Source organism: Saccharibacillus qingshengii (genome assembly GCF_013185195.1).
GTDB lineage: Bacteria > Bacillota > Bacilli > Paenibacillales > Paenibacillaceae > Saccharibacillus > Saccharibacillus qingshengii.
This window is the reverse complement of record NZ_JAAZWC010000021.1, coordinates 1-15,522: the sequence shown is the minus strand read 5'-3', so window position 1 is coordinate 15,522 and position 15,522 is coordinate 1. Positions and strand designations below refer to the sequence as shown.

At 55.5% G+C, this 15,522-nt stretch carries 17 protein-coding genes and 5 tRNA genes; 6 read left to right on the top strand and 16 right to left on the bottom strand.

The window, feature by feature from the left end:
• The first annotated feature begins 2 nt into the window (after positions 1-2).
• Positions 3-242, top strand: coding sequence for a hypothetical protein (locus tag HRQ60_RS16785; RefSeq protein WP_172197654.1), 240 nt, complete (start codon positions 3-5; stop codon positions 240-242).
• Between the two features lie 21 nt (positions 243-263).
• Here the strand turns inward: HRQ60_RS16785 and HRQ60_RS16780 are convergent.
• The 7 genes from HRQ60_RS16780 to HRQ60_RS16750 form a co-directional block, all read right to left on the bottom strand.
• Positions 264-346: transfer RNA gene (locus HRQ60_RS16780), tRNA-Leu, on the bottom strand.
• A 58-nt stretch (positions 347-404) separates the two neighbouring features.
• Positions 405-480, bottom strand: a tRNA-Lys gene (locus HRQ60_RS16775).
• Positions 481-484: 4 nt separating this feature from the next.
• Positions 485-556: transfer RNA gene (locus HRQ60_RS16770), tRNA-Glu, on the bottom strand.
• A gap of 206 nt (positions 557-762) precedes the next feature.
• Positions 763-854, bottom strand: a tRNA-Ser gene (locus HRQ60_RS16765).
• Positions 855-861: 7 nt separating this feature from the next.
• Positions 862-937 (bottom strand) — tRNA-Asn (locus tag HRQ60_RS16760).
• Positions 938-967: 30 nt separating this feature from the next.
• Positions 968-1,222, bottom strand: a complete 255-nt coding sequence (locus tag HRQ60_RS16755; RefSeq protein WP_172197651.1) for a hypothetical protein — start codon at positions 1,220-1,222, stop codon at positions 968-970.
• Between the two features lie 128 nt (positions 1,223-1,350).
• On the bottom strand, positions 1,351-1,833 hold the full coding sequence (locus HRQ60_RS16750) for a SprT family protein (RefSeq protein WP_172197832.1): 483 nt from the start codon (positions 1,831-1,833) through the stop codon (positions 1,351-1,353).
• A gap of 151 nt (positions 1,834-1,984) precedes the next feature.
• On the opposite strand from HRQ60_RS16750, the gene HRQ60_RS16745 reads away from it, so the two are divergent.
• Together HRQ60_RS16745 and HRQ60_RS16740 are read left to right on the top strand one after the other, a co-directional pair.
• Positions 1,985-2,875, top strand: a complete 891-nt coding sequence (locus HRQ60_RS16745) for a serine hydrolase domain-containing protein (protein ID WP_172197648.1) — start codon at positions 1,985-1,987, stop codon at positions 2,873-2,875.
• Positions 2,842-3,483 (top strand): hypothetical protein, encoded by a 642-nt coding sequence (locus tag HRQ60_RS16740; RefSeq protein ID WP_172197645.1) that lies wholly within the window; start codon positions 2,842-2,844, stop codon positions 3,481-3,483. The genes HRQ60_RS16745 and HRQ60_RS16740 overlap by 34 nt, the downstream gene beginning before the upstream one ends.
• 95 nt (positions 3,484-3,578) lie before the next feature.
• On the opposite strand, the gene HRQ60_RS16735 is transcribed toward HRQ60_RS16740, so the two are convergent.
• The 8 genes from HRQ60_RS16735 to HRQ60_RS16700 all read right to left on the bottom strand — a co-directional run bounded on the left by HRQ60_RS16735 (position 3,579) and on the right by HRQ60_RS16700 (position 11,908).
• Positions 3,579-5,723 (bottom strand): Tex family protein, encoded by a 2,145-nt coding sequence (locus tag HRQ60_RS16735; RefSeq protein WP_425501703.1) that lies wholly within the window; start codon positions 5,721-5,723, stop codon positions 3,579-3,581.
• A 252-nt stretch (positions 5,724-5,975) separates the two neighbouring features.
• Positions 5,976-6,911, bottom strand: coding sequence for a TRM11 family SAM-dependent methyltransferase (locus HRQ60_RS16730; protein WP_172197642.1), 936 nt, complete (start codon positions 6,909-6,911; stop codon positions 5,976-5,978).
• A gap of 192 nt (positions 6,912-7,103) precedes the next feature.
• On the bottom strand, positions 7,104-8,060 hold the full coding sequence (gene sdaAA, locus HRQ60_RS16725) for an L-serine ammonia-lyase, iron-sulfur-dependent, subunit alpha (protein ID WP_172197639.1): 957 nt from the start codon (positions 8,058-8,060) through the stop codon (positions 7,104-7,106).
• Positions 8,057-8,746: an L-serine ammonia-lyase, iron-sulfur-dependent subunit beta gene (gene sdaAB / locus HRQ60_RS16720; RefSeq protein WP_172197636.1), complete on the bottom strand. Its 690-nt coding sequence runs from the start codon at positions 8,744-8,746 to the stop codon at positions 8,057-8,059. Before sdaAB ends, sdaAA begins: the two co-directional genes overlap by 4 nt.
• Positions 8,747-9,094: 348 nt before the next feature.
• Positions 9,095-9,445, bottom strand: coding sequence for a type II toxin-antitoxin system PemK/MazF family toxin (locus tag HRQ60_RS16715; RefSeq protein ID WP_018975909.1), 351 nt, complete (start codon positions 9,443-9,445; stop codon positions 9,095-9,097).
• A gap of 3 nt (positions 9,446-9,448) precedes the next feature.
• Complete coding sequence (locus HRQ60_RS16710) at positions 9,449-9,730, bottom strand: ribbon-helix-helix protein, CopG family (RefSeq protein WP_172197633.1); 282 nt, start codon at positions 9,728-9,730, stop codon at positions 9,449-9,451.
• Positions 9,731-9,889: 159 nt separating this feature from the next.
• Positions 9,890-11,104 carry an alanine racemase gene (alr, locus tag HRQ60_RS16705; protein WP_172197630.1) on the bottom strand — a complete coding sequence of 405 codons (1,215 nt, stop codon included), beginning with the start codon at positions 11,102-11,104 and terminating at the stop codon, positions 9,890-9,892.
• A gap of 243 nt (positions 11,105-11,347) precedes the next feature.
• Positions 11,348-11,908 (bottom strand): GbsR/MarR family transcriptional regulator, encoded by a 561-nt coding sequence (locus tag HRQ60_RS16700; RefSeq protein WP_172197627.1) that lies wholly within the window; start codon positions 11,906-11,908, stop codon positions 11,348-11,350.
• Positions 11,909-12,255: 347 nt separating this feature from the next.
• Between HRQ60_RS16700 and HRQ60_RS16695 the strand changes: the two genes are divergently transcribed.
• The 3 genes from HRQ60_RS16695 to HRQ60_RS16685 are packed head-to-tail and all read left to right on the top strand — an operon-like array spanning position 12,256 to position 15,240.
• Positions 12,256-13,461 carry a quaternary amine ABC transporter ATP-binding protein gene (locus HRQ60_RS16695; protein WP_172197624.1) on the top strand — a complete coding sequence of 402 codons (1,206 nt, stop codon included), beginning with the start codon at positions 12,256-12,258 and terminating at the stop codon, positions 13,459-13,461.
• Positions 13,451-14,320 (top strand): ABC transporter permease, encoded by an 870-nt coding sequence (locus HRQ60_RS16690; protein WP_343044722.1) that lies wholly within the window; start codon positions 13,451-13,453, stop codon positions 14,318-14,320. The genes HRQ60_RS16695 and HRQ60_RS16690 overlap by 11 nt, the downstream gene beginning before the upstream one ends.
• The gene (locus tag HRQ60_RS16685; RefSeq protein WP_172197621.1) at positions 14,317-15,240 is read left to right on the top strand and encodes a glycine betaine ABC transporter substrate-binding protein; all 924 of its coding nucleotides are present in this window, start codon (positions 14,317-14,319) and stop codon (positions 15,238-15,240) included. Before HRQ60_RS16690 ends, HRQ60_RS16685 begins: the two co-directional genes overlap by 4 nt.
• A 77-nt stretch (positions 15,241-15,317) precedes the next feature.
• Here the strand turns inward: HRQ60_RS16685 and HRQ60_RS16680 are convergent.
• On the bottom strand, positions 15,318-15,522 hold a 205-nt coding region (locus HRQ60_RS16680), incomplete at its 5' end, for an IS3 family transposase (RefSeq protein ID WP_172197618.1).

Genomic DNA, 15,522 nt, shown 5'->3' with positions numbered 1-15,522 from the left:
CGATGCCTTCTACGCTCCCGCCTTGCTGGATAGAAATATGCGCAGGCTGCGGCCGGACCCGGCATAACGGGGCATGGCGCGATCCGGAACCCGGCGAATGTCCGGATTCGGTGCGCACCCACGATATTTGTCCGGACTGTATCCGCACGCTCTATCCCGGTTACGTCCGGGTCGCCGAACGGCTTCGCAGGGAAGCCCGCTCCGCGCCGTCCGTCTCAAACGAAAATGAGCAGACTCCCTAGGGAGTCTGCTCTTATGTCTTATGCGGTAGAGAGGACTCGAACCTCCACGGGTATACACCCACTACCCCCTCAAGATAGCGTGTCTGCCATTCCACCACTACCGCATATTCAAATGATTCGCTTGGCGAACCGATCACCATTTCTACCGAGGAGTAAAAGAAATGGTGAGCCATGAAGGACTCGAACCTTCGACACCCTGATTAAAAGTCAGGTGCTCTACCAACTGAGCTAATGGCTCAAAGTGACCCGTAGGGGATTCGAACCCCTGTTACCTCCGTGAAAGGGAGGTGTCTTAACCCCTTGACCAACGGGCCTTATCACCTTGACGGCTCAGTGTTTCTCAACTGGGCACAAGTAAGAGTATAGCAAAGATCAAGGATAGATTGCAAGCATTTTCGAAAATTAATTTTATTTTTTATAAAAATGTTGTAGATCCCTCAGAAGAACAAAAAGAGGAACCTTCTCAGGTTCCTCATCTGATTCATCAATCATAAGTTGTAGATGTTGAAGTAAAAAAATGTGGCGGAGAGAGAGGGATTCGAACCCTCGCACCGCTAACGCAGTCTAACCCCTTAGCAGAGGGTCCCCTTATAGCCACTTGGGTATCTCTCCATAAAAATGGCTCCCCGAACAGGACTCGAACCTGTGACAACTCGATTAACAGTCGAGTGCTCTACCAACTGAGCTATCAGGGAACATTGGTTAATGTTTCAACAAGATATAATTTAGCATGCCGGTTTTTTTTCGTCAACCCCTTTTCTCGAAATTCGGACAAAATAAAAAGAACCCTGTTCACCTCCGGTGAAATTCGGGTTCTCATAAGGCTTCTTATGCTTGACTCGGCCGAGCACTTCCTGCTTCGTTTTGGTTCTGCGCGTTCTCAGATCTGCAAGCGCGAACGGACTTCTCATTGCTGCCAGATCCATTTTTCCTTCTCTGATTCGCTTCTCGCGCATTTTTTTCGCTGCCGATTTGGCCATGCGTATTTCCTCCTTCAAAATAAAACCAAGATGAGGCATCCCGAATACGGGAGCCTTTTTTATTATACCCCATCTTGGAGGGCGGGAGTGAACTTTACGCAAAAGGCCGAGGCTTGGAGCCGATTGTCTCAATCGCCGCTCTGGGCTTCGGGTGTCCATTCTTCCAGACGAAGACCGCCTGCGCAGCGTCCGCAGCGATAGCGGGAAGCATCCATCCGGCGCTTGCGCCTGTATTCCATTCCGCAGTTCGAGCAGATGAGTTTGTACTTGAACGGAAGCGTACGCTTCGTTTGATCGGGCAGCGCCTGGCAGTAGCGGCTCCCCCCTACTTTGGCAAGCAGTCGTTTGAAATCCGGATCCCGGTGACGGTATCCGAGTCCGGCGATATGCAGATGGTAATGACAAAGTTCGTGCTTGATGATCCCTTCCACCGCTTCAAGTCCGTGCGCCTGCAGCTGATGGGGATTGATATCGATATCGTGCGACCGAAGCGCATAACGTCCTCCGGTCGAACGCAGTCTGGCATTAAAAAAAGCCCGGTGCCGAAACGGGACGCCAAAATGTTCAAGCGACACTTTTTCGACCCAGTCCTGTAGCTCGGCGTCGGTCATGCTCCGCCCGCTGTGCATCCGCTCTCCCCCTTTTTGGTGTGTACGTTCGTCTATTGAATTCTACCTTGCGATTGGACTACACTGTCAAGGAAAGGTTCCGTTTCTACGGAATAATAGGACAATACAGTCTGTAATCGTCTGGAGGTACACAATGATGGAACCTATGAAACTGCCTAGAAGCCGGCCCGAAGCCCTCGGAATCGATCCCCGCGGAATCTCCGCTTTCCTTGATGCGGTCGCCGCAGACAAGTTCGATCTGCGCAGCTTCATGCTGCTGCGTCATGGCGCAGTTGCCGCGGAAGGCTGGTGGGCACCGCACGCGCCGGAAGACCGTCATGCCCTGTATTCGGTCAGCAAGAGCTTCACATCGACAGCCGTGGGCCTGGCCGTCGAAGAAGGAAGACTTACCGCAGAAGACAAAGTCGCCGATCTGCTGCCGGAACTGATGCCCAAAGAACCGCATCCCAATCTATTGAAGATGACGGTGCACGATCTGCTCACCATGGGAACCGGACAGGCAAAAGATCCGTTGGAAAGCGTTCGTCCCGTACCGGAAGCCGATTGGGCCCGCGCTTTCCTGGCAGCCGAAGTCGAGAATGTTCCCGGCAGCCAGTTCTCTTACAGCAGCGGCGCCACTTACATGCTGTCGGTCATTTTGCAAAAAATCACCCAACAAAAGGTCGTCGATTATCTGGAACCCCGCTTGTTCGCGCCGCTCGGCATCGAACGCAAAACCTGGCAGGAAAGTCCGCAGGGCGTGACCGCAGGCGGCTGGGTCTCAAACTGTCCAGCGAAGATCTTGCCAAATTCGGACAGCTTTATCTGCAAAAAGGAATCTGGAACGGGCAGCGGCTCGTCTCGGAAAACTGGATCGGCCTGGCGACATCGAAACGTATCGAGAACGGCGACAACCAGGGCGGCGATTGGACGCGCGGCTACGGCTACCAGTTCTGGGTCTGCCGTCACGGCGCCTACCGCGCCGACGGAGCCTTCGGCCAGTTCTGCCTGGTGCTGCCGGAGCAGGATGCCGTCATCGTACTGACGTCCGCGATCTCGCGGACGCAGGAGCTGCTGGAAGCGGTCTGGACGCATCTGCTCCCGGCGATGCAGGATGCGCCTAGGGCGCCAGGCGCGGCGGGCGACGAAGCCGCCGAGCGGCTGCGGAAGCTTGCCTACGCGCCGGAGCCGGCAGGCGAAGCGCCGGCGGACGAAGCTTGGTCCGGCCGGATCTACCGGCTGGACGGGGAATTTGCCGGCGGCTGGAAGCTTCGAGCCGCGCGCTTTACCGCAGAAGAGGACGGCTCCGTCCTCTTCGAGCTGTGGGAAGCCGGAGACGATGCTTCGCTCGTCGGAGCTTCCACGATCGCGCTGCGCTGCGGCGCGGGTGTATGGCATCGCACGGAAACGCCGATTCCGGGCGGCAGTCCGAACTTCGCGCCGGATACGGGCCCGGCGAACGGTTGGTTCAGCCGGAAGAGCGACGGTTCGCTGCGGATCGTCATCCGGTTCTCGGAAGAGCCGATTACGCTGAACCTGACAGCGGTATTCGACGGCGCTCGGCTGGAACTAACCGAACATGGCAATCCGGAATTCGGAGAAAAAGAAAAAACAATCGTCGGAATGGCCGAAAAAGCCGACGAACGGGCTTGATTCCTATCCAAATCCGTTTGAAGACGATAAGCTTGAACGCACTAAAAAGCGTCCCGGATTCGACTCCGGGACGCTTTTTTATATGCGAGGATTGATCAAGCGTTCTCCACCGGTCCACGCATCGTCAGGCCGACGCGGCCTTTTTTGAGATCCGCGTTCAGGACCCAGACCGTCACGGTATCGCCGACAGCCACGACGTCCATCGGATGCTTGACGAATTTCGTGCTGAGCTGCGAAATATGCACCAGGCCGTCGCTCTTGATGCCGATATCGACGAAAGCGCCGAAATCGATCACGTTGCGCACGGTTCCCTGAAGCTCCATCCCCGGCTTGAGATCTTCGATCTTCAGCACGTCGGTCCGGAAGATCGGAGCCGGCAGTTCTTCGCGCGGGTCGCGGCCCGGACGCTGAAGGCTCTCCAGAATATCGCGCAGCGTCGGCAGGCCGACTTCCAGCTTGTCCGCCAGAGCCTGTGCATCGGCCGCTTCCAGCGCCGCCGTCATCTCGGCCGTGCCGAGATCGGACGATTTGAAGCCGAGTTCGGCCAACAGCCGGTCGACGACTTTGTACGATTCCGGGTGAATCGGCGTACGATCGAGCGGGTTCTTGCCTTCGATTCGCAGGAATCCGGCGCACTGCTCAAGCGTTTTGGCGCCGAGACGCGGCACTTTCTTCAGTTCCGCCCGGCTTGCAAACGAACCGTTCTCGTCGCGGTACTTGACGATATTGCGGGCCGTCGTCTGGTTGATACCGGCGACGTAAGACAGCAGCGACGGCGAAGCGGTGTTCACATCGACGCCGACATGGTTAACGGCCGATTCGACGACCGCTTTCAGCTGTCCTTCAAGCTGTTTTTGCGAGACGTCGTGCTGATATTGGCCGACACCGATCGCTTTGGGATCGATCTTGACCAACTCCGCCAGCGGATCCTGCACCCGCCTTGCGATCGAAGCGGCGCTGCGCTCCGCCGCATCCATGTCCGGGAATTCTTCCTGGGCGACTTTGGACGCCGAATAGACGCTGGCACCGGCTTCGTTGACGATCAGGTACGACAGCTTGCGCGCTTGATACTCGCCGATCCAGTCGGCGACGAACTGCTCGGTCTCGCGCGAAGCCGTACCGTTGCCGATTACGATCAATTCCAGGTCGTACTTGTCGACCAGTTCCCGGAACTTCTCGGAGGCTTCGCGGATCTGATTGCGCGGCGGCGTCGGATACGTAACGGCTACTTCAAGCAGTTTTCCCGTCTCGTCGACCGCGGCCAGTTTGCAGCCGGTCCGGAAAGCCGGGTCTACGCCGAGTACGCGCTTGCCGCGCACCGGCGGCTGCAGCAGCAGGCTCCGCAGATTTCCCGCGAAGATCGAGATCGCCTGCGCGTCGCCTTTTTCCGTCAGTTCGCTGCGTACTTCGCGTTCGATCGAAGGCGCGATCAGACGCTTGTAGGCGTCCTCGATCGAACGTTCGAGCAGCGGATGGACCGGAGACGAACCTTTAATGACGCGTCTGGCAATATAACGCAGGATCGGTGCGAAATCCGTCTCGAGCGAGACTTTGAGCACATTCTCGCGTTCGCCGCGGTTGATGGCCAAAATGCGGTGCGGCGGCATTTTTTTGGCCAATTCGCTGTATTTGTAATACATTTCGTAGACCGATTCGGCCGAAGCGTCTTTGGCTTCCGTAACGAGAATCGCATGATCCAGCGTATACGTCCGAACCCAGGCGCGAATCTTGGCGTCGTCGGCGAGCTGCTCGGCCACGATGTCGAGTGCCCCCTGCAGAGCTTCTTCCTGCGAAGCGACTCCTTTGTCTTCGGACACGTAGCGCGCGGCTTCCCGGTCGATCTCCGCACGGCCGGGCTGGCTCATCAGCCACTCGGCCAACGGCTCAAGTCCTTTTTCCTTCGCAACGCTTGCGCGCGTCTTGCGCTTCTGGCGAAACGGACGGTACAGATCTTCGACCTGCTGCAGCTTGGCGGCTTCCAGAATGGATCGCTTCAGCTCTTCCGTCAGTTTGCCCTGCTCTTCGATCGTGCGCAGCACTTCGAATTTGCGTACATGAAGACCGCGCGCATACTGCACGCCTTCTTCGATATCTCTCAACTGGTTCTCATCCAGTTCCCCGGTCATTTCTTTGCGGTACCGCGCGATAAACGGCACGGTATTGCCTTCGTCCAGCAGCGCTACGGCCGCTTTGACCTGCTTGGCCGCGATGCCCAGAGTATCCGCCGTCCGGCGAAACATGGCTTCGCGCTCGGTCGCCGTCATCTCGGACGAACCGCTGTCCTTGTTCAGTTCCAAATCCGACACTAAATCTCCCTCTTTCTTTTGCTGCTTGTTCTCCGGACCGCTCTAACGGTCCGGCGTATTTCCCGGGCCTGCGCCGCGAAAAACGGTCTACCTATTATGACAGACAGACGTTGTTTTTCGCAAACCGAAATCGAAATTCCAGCGCCTCGTTTCGTGAAAAAACAAAAAGGCTGCCGTTTCTTTCTTCTATATGCCCACCCAGATATGCCGGGCAAATTTCCCTTTGCGCACGGTGCAGCGATCCGCCAAGGCAAATCCCGCAGCCTCGATCTCCGCTCCGATCTCTTCCGTCGCTACAATCACGCAGCGCGCGGACAAACGGCGGGCCGAACGAAGCATGTCCATCCGCTCCTGCGCCGCAAGGACCGAACACAGATTATAGGGCAGATCCAGGACAAGGGCATCGTAACGGCCTTCGAGCGTTCGCATGTCCGCGACTTTCACCTGGACCGGCAGGCCGAAGTGCGCCAGATTCTCCCGGGCTCCGATAACGGCCAGCGGATTCAGGTCGAATCCGTCTATCCCGATCCCCATCGATCCCGCTTCGATCAGCACCGTACCGATACCGCAGCACGGATCGATCGCACGAATCCCTTCAGGCACGGGCGCCGCAATATTCGCTACGGCTCTTGCCGTTCGCGTTCCGAGTGCCGTCGAATACTGGCGCGGCTTGTCGTTGTGACGCAGCCAGACCGCTTCGCTCTGCGCGAAGCGTCCCAGGCGCCACAAACCATCCGCATAAGCGATCCCATACAGCCGGTCAGGGTTCTTCATATCGGCCCGTCCGCGAATAGACGCTCCGGCCACCCGCTCGATTCGACGCTTTTCTTCGTAATCGGCTCCGCCTTCCGCTTCCATATAACGCAGCTTGAACGTTTCGCCGCCCAGCTCGATCCGCCCCGCCTGCTCGGCGAGCGCCTCCAGGGTCAGAGCCGTGTATTCGATCGTCAGCTTTCCCCGAATAAAGGGACTGCGGGAAGGATCGATATTCCGTTCGCTCCTCAGAAATCCGGGAGAGGGCTTCGTCTCAAACAAAGTGCGAAGCTCCAGCGCGCAAAGTTCCCGTTCGTCTTCGTGACAAGCATATTCGTACAGATAAATCCGGCCGTTGTCCGCAATCATGTTCCTGCCCTTCCTTTCTCCATCCAAAAAGGCGAAGCGTGCGGCACGATCCGCCTGAATTCGCTTCGCCTCTTCCGGGAGCATCGGCAGTTCGTGCCCGCCCCCTGTTATTCGACCGTCTCGGCCTGCACCACTCTAGTACCCTTTCAACTCTTAATCACAGGTTTACGTTTTCCTGAAACGCACACGCTTCTAGTGCGATTCAGGGGAGCGTATTCCTACCTTTAGGGTTGACAAGGTACTCGGTTCTTCCGTCTCCGGTTCCAGCGGCTTGCGGCCGCGCATCAATCCTTCGGTCAGCTTGCGACCGGTCGGCGTCTGGGCCAGACCTCCCTGCCCCGTCTCGCGGTGTCCGCTCGGCATGGCCGCCCCGACTTCCAGCATGACACTAACGACTTCGTCGGAAGGAATAGCGCTGCGCACGCCGGCAAGCCCCATATCGGCCGCAGCCAGCGCATTGACCGCCCCAAGTCCGTTGCGGACGATGCAGGGAATCTCCACGAGTCCCGCTACCGGATCGCAGATCAGTCCAAGCGTATTCTTGAGTGCGAGGCCGACGGCATGCATCGCCTGCTCGGCGCTGCCGCCGCGCAGTTCGACCATTGCGCCGGCCGCCATTCCGATGGCCGAACCCACTTCCGCCTGGCAGCCGCCTTCGGCTCCGGAAATAAACGAGTTATTGGCAATCACGTAGCCGATCGCTCCGGCCGCGAACAGTCCGTTCACCATATGCTCGTCGCTCCAGCCGAAACGCTCCTGGGAACTGACGAACACTCCCGGAATGATCCCGCACGAACCGGCGGTAGGCGTAGCGATAATACGCCCCATCGAAGCATTCACTTCCGATACGGCCAGTGCGTAAGCCATCGCCCGGGAGGATGGGTCGCCGGAAGAAGGTGTTCCATTCTCGACCAGGTCCAGCACTTTGACCGCATCGCCGCCGCTGAGGCCGCTGCGCGATACATTTTGCTCCGACAATCCGATCCGTACGGCTTCTTTCATTTTTTGGTAATAATCGGCCATCTGCGCGACAATCGTTTCCGGTGAAGCCCCGGTTTCTGCCGCTTGGTCTTCAATCATGACTTCGGCCAACGTTTTGTTCTCCGCCCCGCTGATCTCCGCCAATTGTTTTAAGGTTCGAAATCTCATTGATGCTTCGCCTCCCCGCCGTTCAAATGGATAACCGTAACTTCCTTGACGTCTTCGATCTGACGCAGCTGGGCAAGCAGCCGCTGATCCGGTACCGAATCGAGTTCCATGACCGTCATCGCTTCGGCGCTGCGGCCTTTGCGGTCGACGCCCATATACCCGATATTCGTATCGCTGGCCCCCAATACCGCCGTAAGCGAAGCGATCACACCCGGCCGGTCGTCATGCAGGACGACAATCGTCGGGTATTCTCCGCTGCATCGTACGTCGAAGCCGTTCATTTCGTGAATCATGACATTGCCTCCGCCGATCGAGGCGCCAAGCACCTGAGCGGTCCGGCCGTTCTCCGCTTTTAATTCAAGCTTTGCCGTATTCGGATGCGGCGCCATACCGACCCCTTTAACGAAAGTGATCTCGATGCCCAGACGTTCCGCTTCCTCGAGCGCTTCGGCTACGCGCGCATCGTCGGTCGCGTAACCGAGCAGTCCGCCGGCCAACGCCAGATCCGTCCCGTGTCCCCAATAGGTCTCGGCGAACGATCCGTACAAAGCGATCTTGACACTGGAAGGCTTGGTGCCCAGCAGCTGCCTCGCAATCAGTCCGATCCGTACCGCCCCCGCTGTATGTGAGCTAGAAGGACCGACCATGGAAGGTCCAATAATGGAAAACACATTTTTAAAACGCATCTGTAAGCTCTCCCCGCTTCGTCAATAATCAGGATCGGCTGCCTTTTATAAGCATCAGCCGTTCTTCTTCGGATACTTCACCGCCATTTTACCTTGATTTCCGCTATCCGTCGACTACTCTGCTCTGCTTCGACACCGCAGAAAAGCAGCCTTCTTCACCTTCGTATCCGTTTGCCCGCCTGCTCTGTTTGTTACATTTATGTGAGCTTTATTGTAAGGTGGTCAAAAGGCTGACACGCCAAAAACCGAGAAAAGAGCGTTCCCTGCGTGAGTACCCGCATAGGACATGCTCTTCTCCCGGTTGGCGCAAAACGCCGTTTCCGTCGACTACCGCAGCTGCATTCCGGTTCAAAAATCGACTAGGCTCAGACTGATCTGCAGGGACTCATCGACCCGCTTCATCGTTTCTTCGCCAAGTCTTGTAATCCGGTCTGTCAGGCGCTGCTTGTCGATCGTTCGAATCTGTTCGAGCAGGACCACGGAATCGCGATCGAATCCGTGCGTCTTGGCATCGATTTCTACATGGGTCGGCAGCTTTGCTTTCTGAATCTGGGCGGTAATCGCCGCGACGATGACCGTAGGACTGAAGCGGTTGCCGATATCGTTCTGGATCACCAGAACCGGGCGCACTCCACCCTGCTCGGACCCCACCACTGGCGACAGGTCCGCAAAAAATACGTCACCGCGTTTTACAAGCAATAGTTACACCCCGCTTACTAAGCGAACCAGAGTGATGTCCGCATCTTCCTCCGCATGAAACGCTTCACAAGCCATCGACAAATTGATATGGGCCATTTCCATGTAACCCCGCTGCATCGACTCGCGGATATACCGCTTCTTCCGGTCGACCAGATACTGTCTCATTGCCAACCTGATCAGTTCACTGCGATTGGAATTTTCCAAAGCTGCGATTCCATCCACTTCCTTCAGAAGATGATCGGGCAAGCTGATCATCACTCTCTTGGTGCTTTGCAAGTTCGCCACCGTTCTTCCACCCCCATGAGCTTATACCCGTCAACGGTTCCCGCCTGTTTTGGAGCCCGTTCATTCGGGAACTGTTGAAAAAGTGTATATACGATGCGTATATCACCTGTGCTGCCACCCATTATAGCCCACAATCTTTCATTCGTACAGCCCAATTCTTCACACTTCGCTCGGAAGCCTTTGAAAAGAGACCGGATTTTCATGCAAAAGGGGATTGGATTCTGCTGTGACAGCACCGCTGCGGGTGTAAATTCTGGGTACACGATGAGCAAGCATGCATAACACTTCGTAAGGGATCGTTCCGAGTTTGGCGGCAATTTCGTCCGCGGTAATCATTTCCCCGGACTGGCTGCCGAGCAGGACAACCTCTTCGCCTTCTTGGATATCTTCCGCGTCCGCGAAAGATTTGAGCGACACCATACACTGATCCATACAAATTGTTCCCGTGACCGGGGCCCTGCGGCCCCGAATCAGGACTTCCGCCTTGCCTCCGAGCATGCGCGAGTAACCGTCGGCGTAGCCGAGCGGCAGCGTCGCGATCCGTTCGCCCGCTTCTGCCGTATACAGGGAACCGTAGCTGATTCCCATCGGATGCCGAAGAGTCTTGAGGAAGACGGCGCGCGTCTTGAGCGTCAGTACCGGTCTCAGCGAAACCGCATTGTGATTGACTTCGCAGGAAGGATAAATGCCGTACAAAGAAATTCCGATCCGAACCATTTTCGGGGAAAAGCCCGGCGTGTCGATCGCGGCGGCACTGTTGCCGGTATGTATCAACGGAATCTCGATGCCTTCCTGCGCAAGCGTGTCCACGGTACCGCAGAATGCTTCGTATTGGAACTGGGTATAGGTCTTGTCGGCTTCATCCGCTCTGGCGAAATGAGTGAACAATCCTTCGACTTCGATCGCATCTGCCTGCAGAGCCTTTTTGACGAAAGCTGCCGCGTCCGGACCGGCCATTTGGCCAAGGCGGCCCATGCCGCTGTCGACTTTGATATGGACTTTGAGACGGGATTCCGACGCAGAACGCTCCAGCAGCCGCGCAGCTTCCAGAACGTCGTCGCTGAACAGCGCAACGGTGATGTCCCGGTCGCGCGCGACGCCCAGTCCTTCGGGCGGCGTATAACCGAGCACCAAAATCGGCATGTGTATGCCTGCATCTCGAAGTTCCAACGCCTCGTCCAGAAAAGCCACACTCAAATAATCGGCGCCCAGACGCTCCAGTTCCCGGCTGACCTCCACGGCTCCGTGCCCGTAGGCATTGGCTTTGACGCAGGCGAGCAGCAGGGTCGAATCCTGCAGATGCAAACGAAAAGCCTCGTAGTTGGCGCCAAGAGCATCCAGATCCACGACGGCTTGAGTAGGACGATACTGCATAGGTAAAACAGCCACCTTTAAACGTAAATTTATTAATTCCAGCGTAAGCTCGGAAAGCGGGGCTGTCAATGCAGCAGACCAGTCCACAAAGTCGAAGAATTGTAAGCAGAAATAAGGCCAGAGACAAAATCCGCCTACAATCAAACCATTACCCGCACCGAGTTTTTTAGAAGCGCCGCCGCCCGGCCGATTTATGCGGAGCGGTCCGCCTACGTACAACCGTCGATTCCGGCACACCGGGACTTAAGACTCCCTGGGTACCAGGTCGAAGAGTTGGCCTTCCTCCATCGCATCGATCACCCGATCCAGCCAGCGGTAGTAGCTTTCGGCCTGGCGGATTTTTTCCAGATCTTTTTGCAGCACGCCTGCCATGAATTCGCTTGTATCGGGCTCTTCCGCCAAACGTTCAATTTCCTTCATCGCACGGCGCAAAGCCTGCATATTACTTTCCACCGCTCTTCTCCATTGGGTAGCAAAATAGTCCGTAAAAGTCTGATACCAGTCATATTCCACTTCATATAGATCTTTTCTGGACCCTTTTTCCCAGACCTTATTGACCATCTTCAGATCGAGCAGTGTGCGTACGCCGGTACTCATGCTGGTCTTGCTCATCTGCATCTCGTGTCCCATCTCGTCGAGGGTCATCGGTTTATCGGCAAAAAAAAGCAGCCCGTATAGATGGCCGGTCGACAGCGTTACGCCGTACAGCTCCATATTTCGTCCTACGACTTCAATGACGCGCTTGCGAATCCGCTGTACCGCTTCATATTGTTGTTCATTCCACTCGTTCTGGTCCAAGCTCATGCCTGAAACCTCCTTCGGTTCTTTCTCTATAAGGTTCATATAAGAATTCTATTTATAGTTGAATACATGATTTGTCATTTTTTATTCTAGGAGATGGATTCTTAATTGTAAAGTTTTCAAAAAGCGAGCATAAAGGAGTATTTCCAAGCATTTCACACCATAACTCTGTACAGTTTTTTCTGTATGAACTTAACGTACGGTTTTGAAGGTTGAAAAGAAAATAATGCTTTGTTACACTTTAGGACGTTGGCATCACGCAGCTCGGTTGGTTCCGAAAGCCTGGTTTTTCTTAAAATGCTCTATCGCTTTCGGTCCGTTTGCATCAGTAAATAGAAGGGGTGAATGAAATGCCGATACTCAGCATTCGAAATGTAAGCAAGTTGTTTGGACCCAACGCCGCCCAGGGAGTGAAATTACTGGGACAAGGCTATAACAAAGAAAAGTTGGCCAAAGAAAAACAAATCACCGTCGGGGTCAACCAGGTGAACATGGATATCGAGCCGGGCGAAATTTTCGTCATTATGGGTTTGTCGGGCAGCGGCAAATCGACGCTCGTACGCATGTTCAACCGGCTGATCGATCCGACCGCGGGACAGGTTCTCGTCCATGACAAAGACCTTATGAAGATGAACGCGGAGCAGCTGCGCGAAGTACGCCGCAAAACAATCAGTATGGTTTTCCAGAAATTCGCGCTGTTCCCGCATCGTACGGTGATCGAAAATGTGGAATACGGTCTAGAAATTCAAAAAGTGGAAAAGTCGAAACGCTATGCAAAAGCGAAACAATCGCTTGAGCTGGTCGGTCTCAAAGGCTGGGAAGACAAAATGCCGGATGAACTGAGCGGCGGCATGCAGCAGCGCGTGGGCCTTGCCCGGGCACTCGCCAACGATCCCGAAATCCTGCTGATGGACGAAGCGTTCAGTGCCCTGGATCCGCTGATCCGCCGGGATATGCAGGATGAACTGCTCGATCTGCAGGAAAAAATGAAAAAAACGATTATCTTCATCACGCACGATCTGGACGAAGCGCTTCGGATCGGAGACCGCATCGCCCTGATGCGCGACGGCGAAGTCGTTCAGATCGGTACGCCGGAAGAAATCCTGATCCAGCCGGCCAACCGTTACGTGCAGCGTTTCGTCGAAGACGTGGATCTGTCCAAGGTTCTGACCGCTTCCCATGTCATGCGGCGTCCCGAGACTATCACGCCCGACCGCGGTCCCCGCGTCGCTCTCGAATTGATGCGCGAACGCGCGGTATCCAACCTGTTCGTCATCGACCGCGGCAAACGTCTGCTCGGTGCCATTACGGCCGAGGATGCTTCGCGGGCCGTCAGAGAAAAGCTTTCTATTGAAGATATTCTGATTCCCGGATGTCCGGTGTGTCCGCCGGACCGTCTGATCGGCGAAATGTTCGAACTCAGCAGTACGTCTCCGATTCCGATCTCGGTCGTGGATGAAGAAAACCGCTTGATGGGCGTTGTCGTTCGCGGCAGCCTGCTCGGAGCCATGGCCGGAGAAGTGGAAAATGAAGGAGGTTACACTCGTGCCGAATAATATCATCGCTGCCGAAATCCCCAAACTTCCGATCGCGAAGTGGGTAGACTCCGCTGTCGACTGGATGAGTATCCACCTGGAAGGATTGTTCGACGGTATTGCCGTAACGATCGAAGACATCGTCGAATTCTTTACGAACGTATTTACCTTCCCCCATCCTATTCTGTTCATCCTTATTCTGGCCGTGATCGCCTACTTCGCCGGCAAATGGAAACTGTCGCTGTTCACGGTACTGGGCTTCCTGTTGATCTGGAACCTCGGCTATTGGGACGCGACCATGAGCACGCTTGCGCTGGTGCTTACCTCCGGCTTCATCTCGATCGTCATCGGGATTCCGATCGGCATCCTGTGTGCGAAAAGCCGGGGCGCTTCAAGCATTATCACGCCTCTGCTCGACTTTATGCAGACGATGCCGGCGTTCGTCTACCTGCTGCCGGCCGTCACCTTCTTCAGCCTCGGCGTCGTACCCGGCGTTATCGCTTCGATCATTTTCGCTATTCCGCCGACGATCCGCCTGACCAATCTGGGGATCAAACAGGTTTCCAGCGAGCTTGTGGAAGCGGCCGACGCGTTCGGTTCCACAGGCGCACAGAAATTGTTCAAAGTCCAGCTGCCGCTGGCTATGCCGACGATCTTGGCCGGCATCAACCAGACGATCATGCTGTCGCTCTCGATGGTCGTTATCGCTTCGATGATCGGTGCCCAGGGAATCGGCGTCGAAGTCTACCGCGCCGTGACCCAACTGCATATCGGTCAAGGTTTTGAAGCCGGTCTTGCCGTTGTTGTTCTTGCTATCGTTCTCGACCGTTTGTCGCAAAATATCTTTAAACCTGCTCGAAAAAGGAGAAAAGCCCAATGAAAAAATTTAACTTTGGCACGAAAAAATGGTTCGGAATGACAAGTCTCGCTGCGGTACTCGTACTCGGTGCCTGCTCGTCGGGGGGAGACGCTTCTTCCAACGCTGCCGGTGCGGATGCTTCGCTCGGCAGTCAGGTCGACCACAAGATTATCGGGATCGATCCGGGTGCCGGCATCATGAATGCCACGCAGAAAGCCGTTACGGATTATGGCCTCAGCGATTGGACGCTGGTGGAAGGATCCGGCGCGGCCATGACCGCCACACTCGACAAAGCGATCAAGAAAAAAGATCCGATCGTAGTTACCGGCTGGACACCGCACTGGATGTTCTCGAAATACGATCTGAAATACCTGGAAGATCCGAAGAAATCTTTCGGCGAAGCGGAAGAAATTCATACGATCGCCCGTCAGGGACTGGAGCAGGATCATCCCGAAGCTTATCAATTCCTCGACAAGTTCGAATGGACGGAAGAAGAGATGGGCGAGATCATGATCGCGATCCAAGATGGCACAACGGCTGAACAAGCGGCCAAGGACTTCGTGAAAGCCCATCCGGAGCGCGTAGCCGAATGGACCGACGGCATCACGCCGGTAAGCGGCGACACCGTCACTCTTGCTTTTGTCGCCTGGGATTCCGAGATCGCAAGCTTCAGCCTCGTGCAGGAGATCATGCAGGACAAACTCGGCTTTACGGTAAAAGGCCTTCAGGTCGAAGCCGGTCCGATGTGGCTGGGCGTTGCCCAAGGCGATGCCGATGCGAGCCTGGCCGCTTGGCTGCCGCTGACGCATGCCGATTATTGGAATAAATATCAAGACAAGATCGAAGATCTCGGCGCCAACATGAAAGGCGTCAAGACCGGATTGGTCGTGCCGGCTTATGTCGAAGCGAACTCGATCGAAGATCTGGTCGATGCCAAGTAAGCTTTTGTTTGGATAAAAGAAAAAAACGCGGTCCCTTGTAAACTGTACCCTTTGTAAAGGACACTTTGAAAAAAAGGTTAGGACACGTGAAGAAGCTGCTGCCTGTATCTTGCAGGTGGCAGCTTCTTTAGGTTCCATTGCCCACGTTCCAGATTGTAATACGTCATATAACGCTTGACCTCTTGCTTCACCTGCTGGAGTGTTTGGCACGCTTTTAAATCCGTTTCGTCTTTCAAATGGCCAAAGAAAGATTCTTGAGGCGCATTGTCCCAGCAGTTTCCC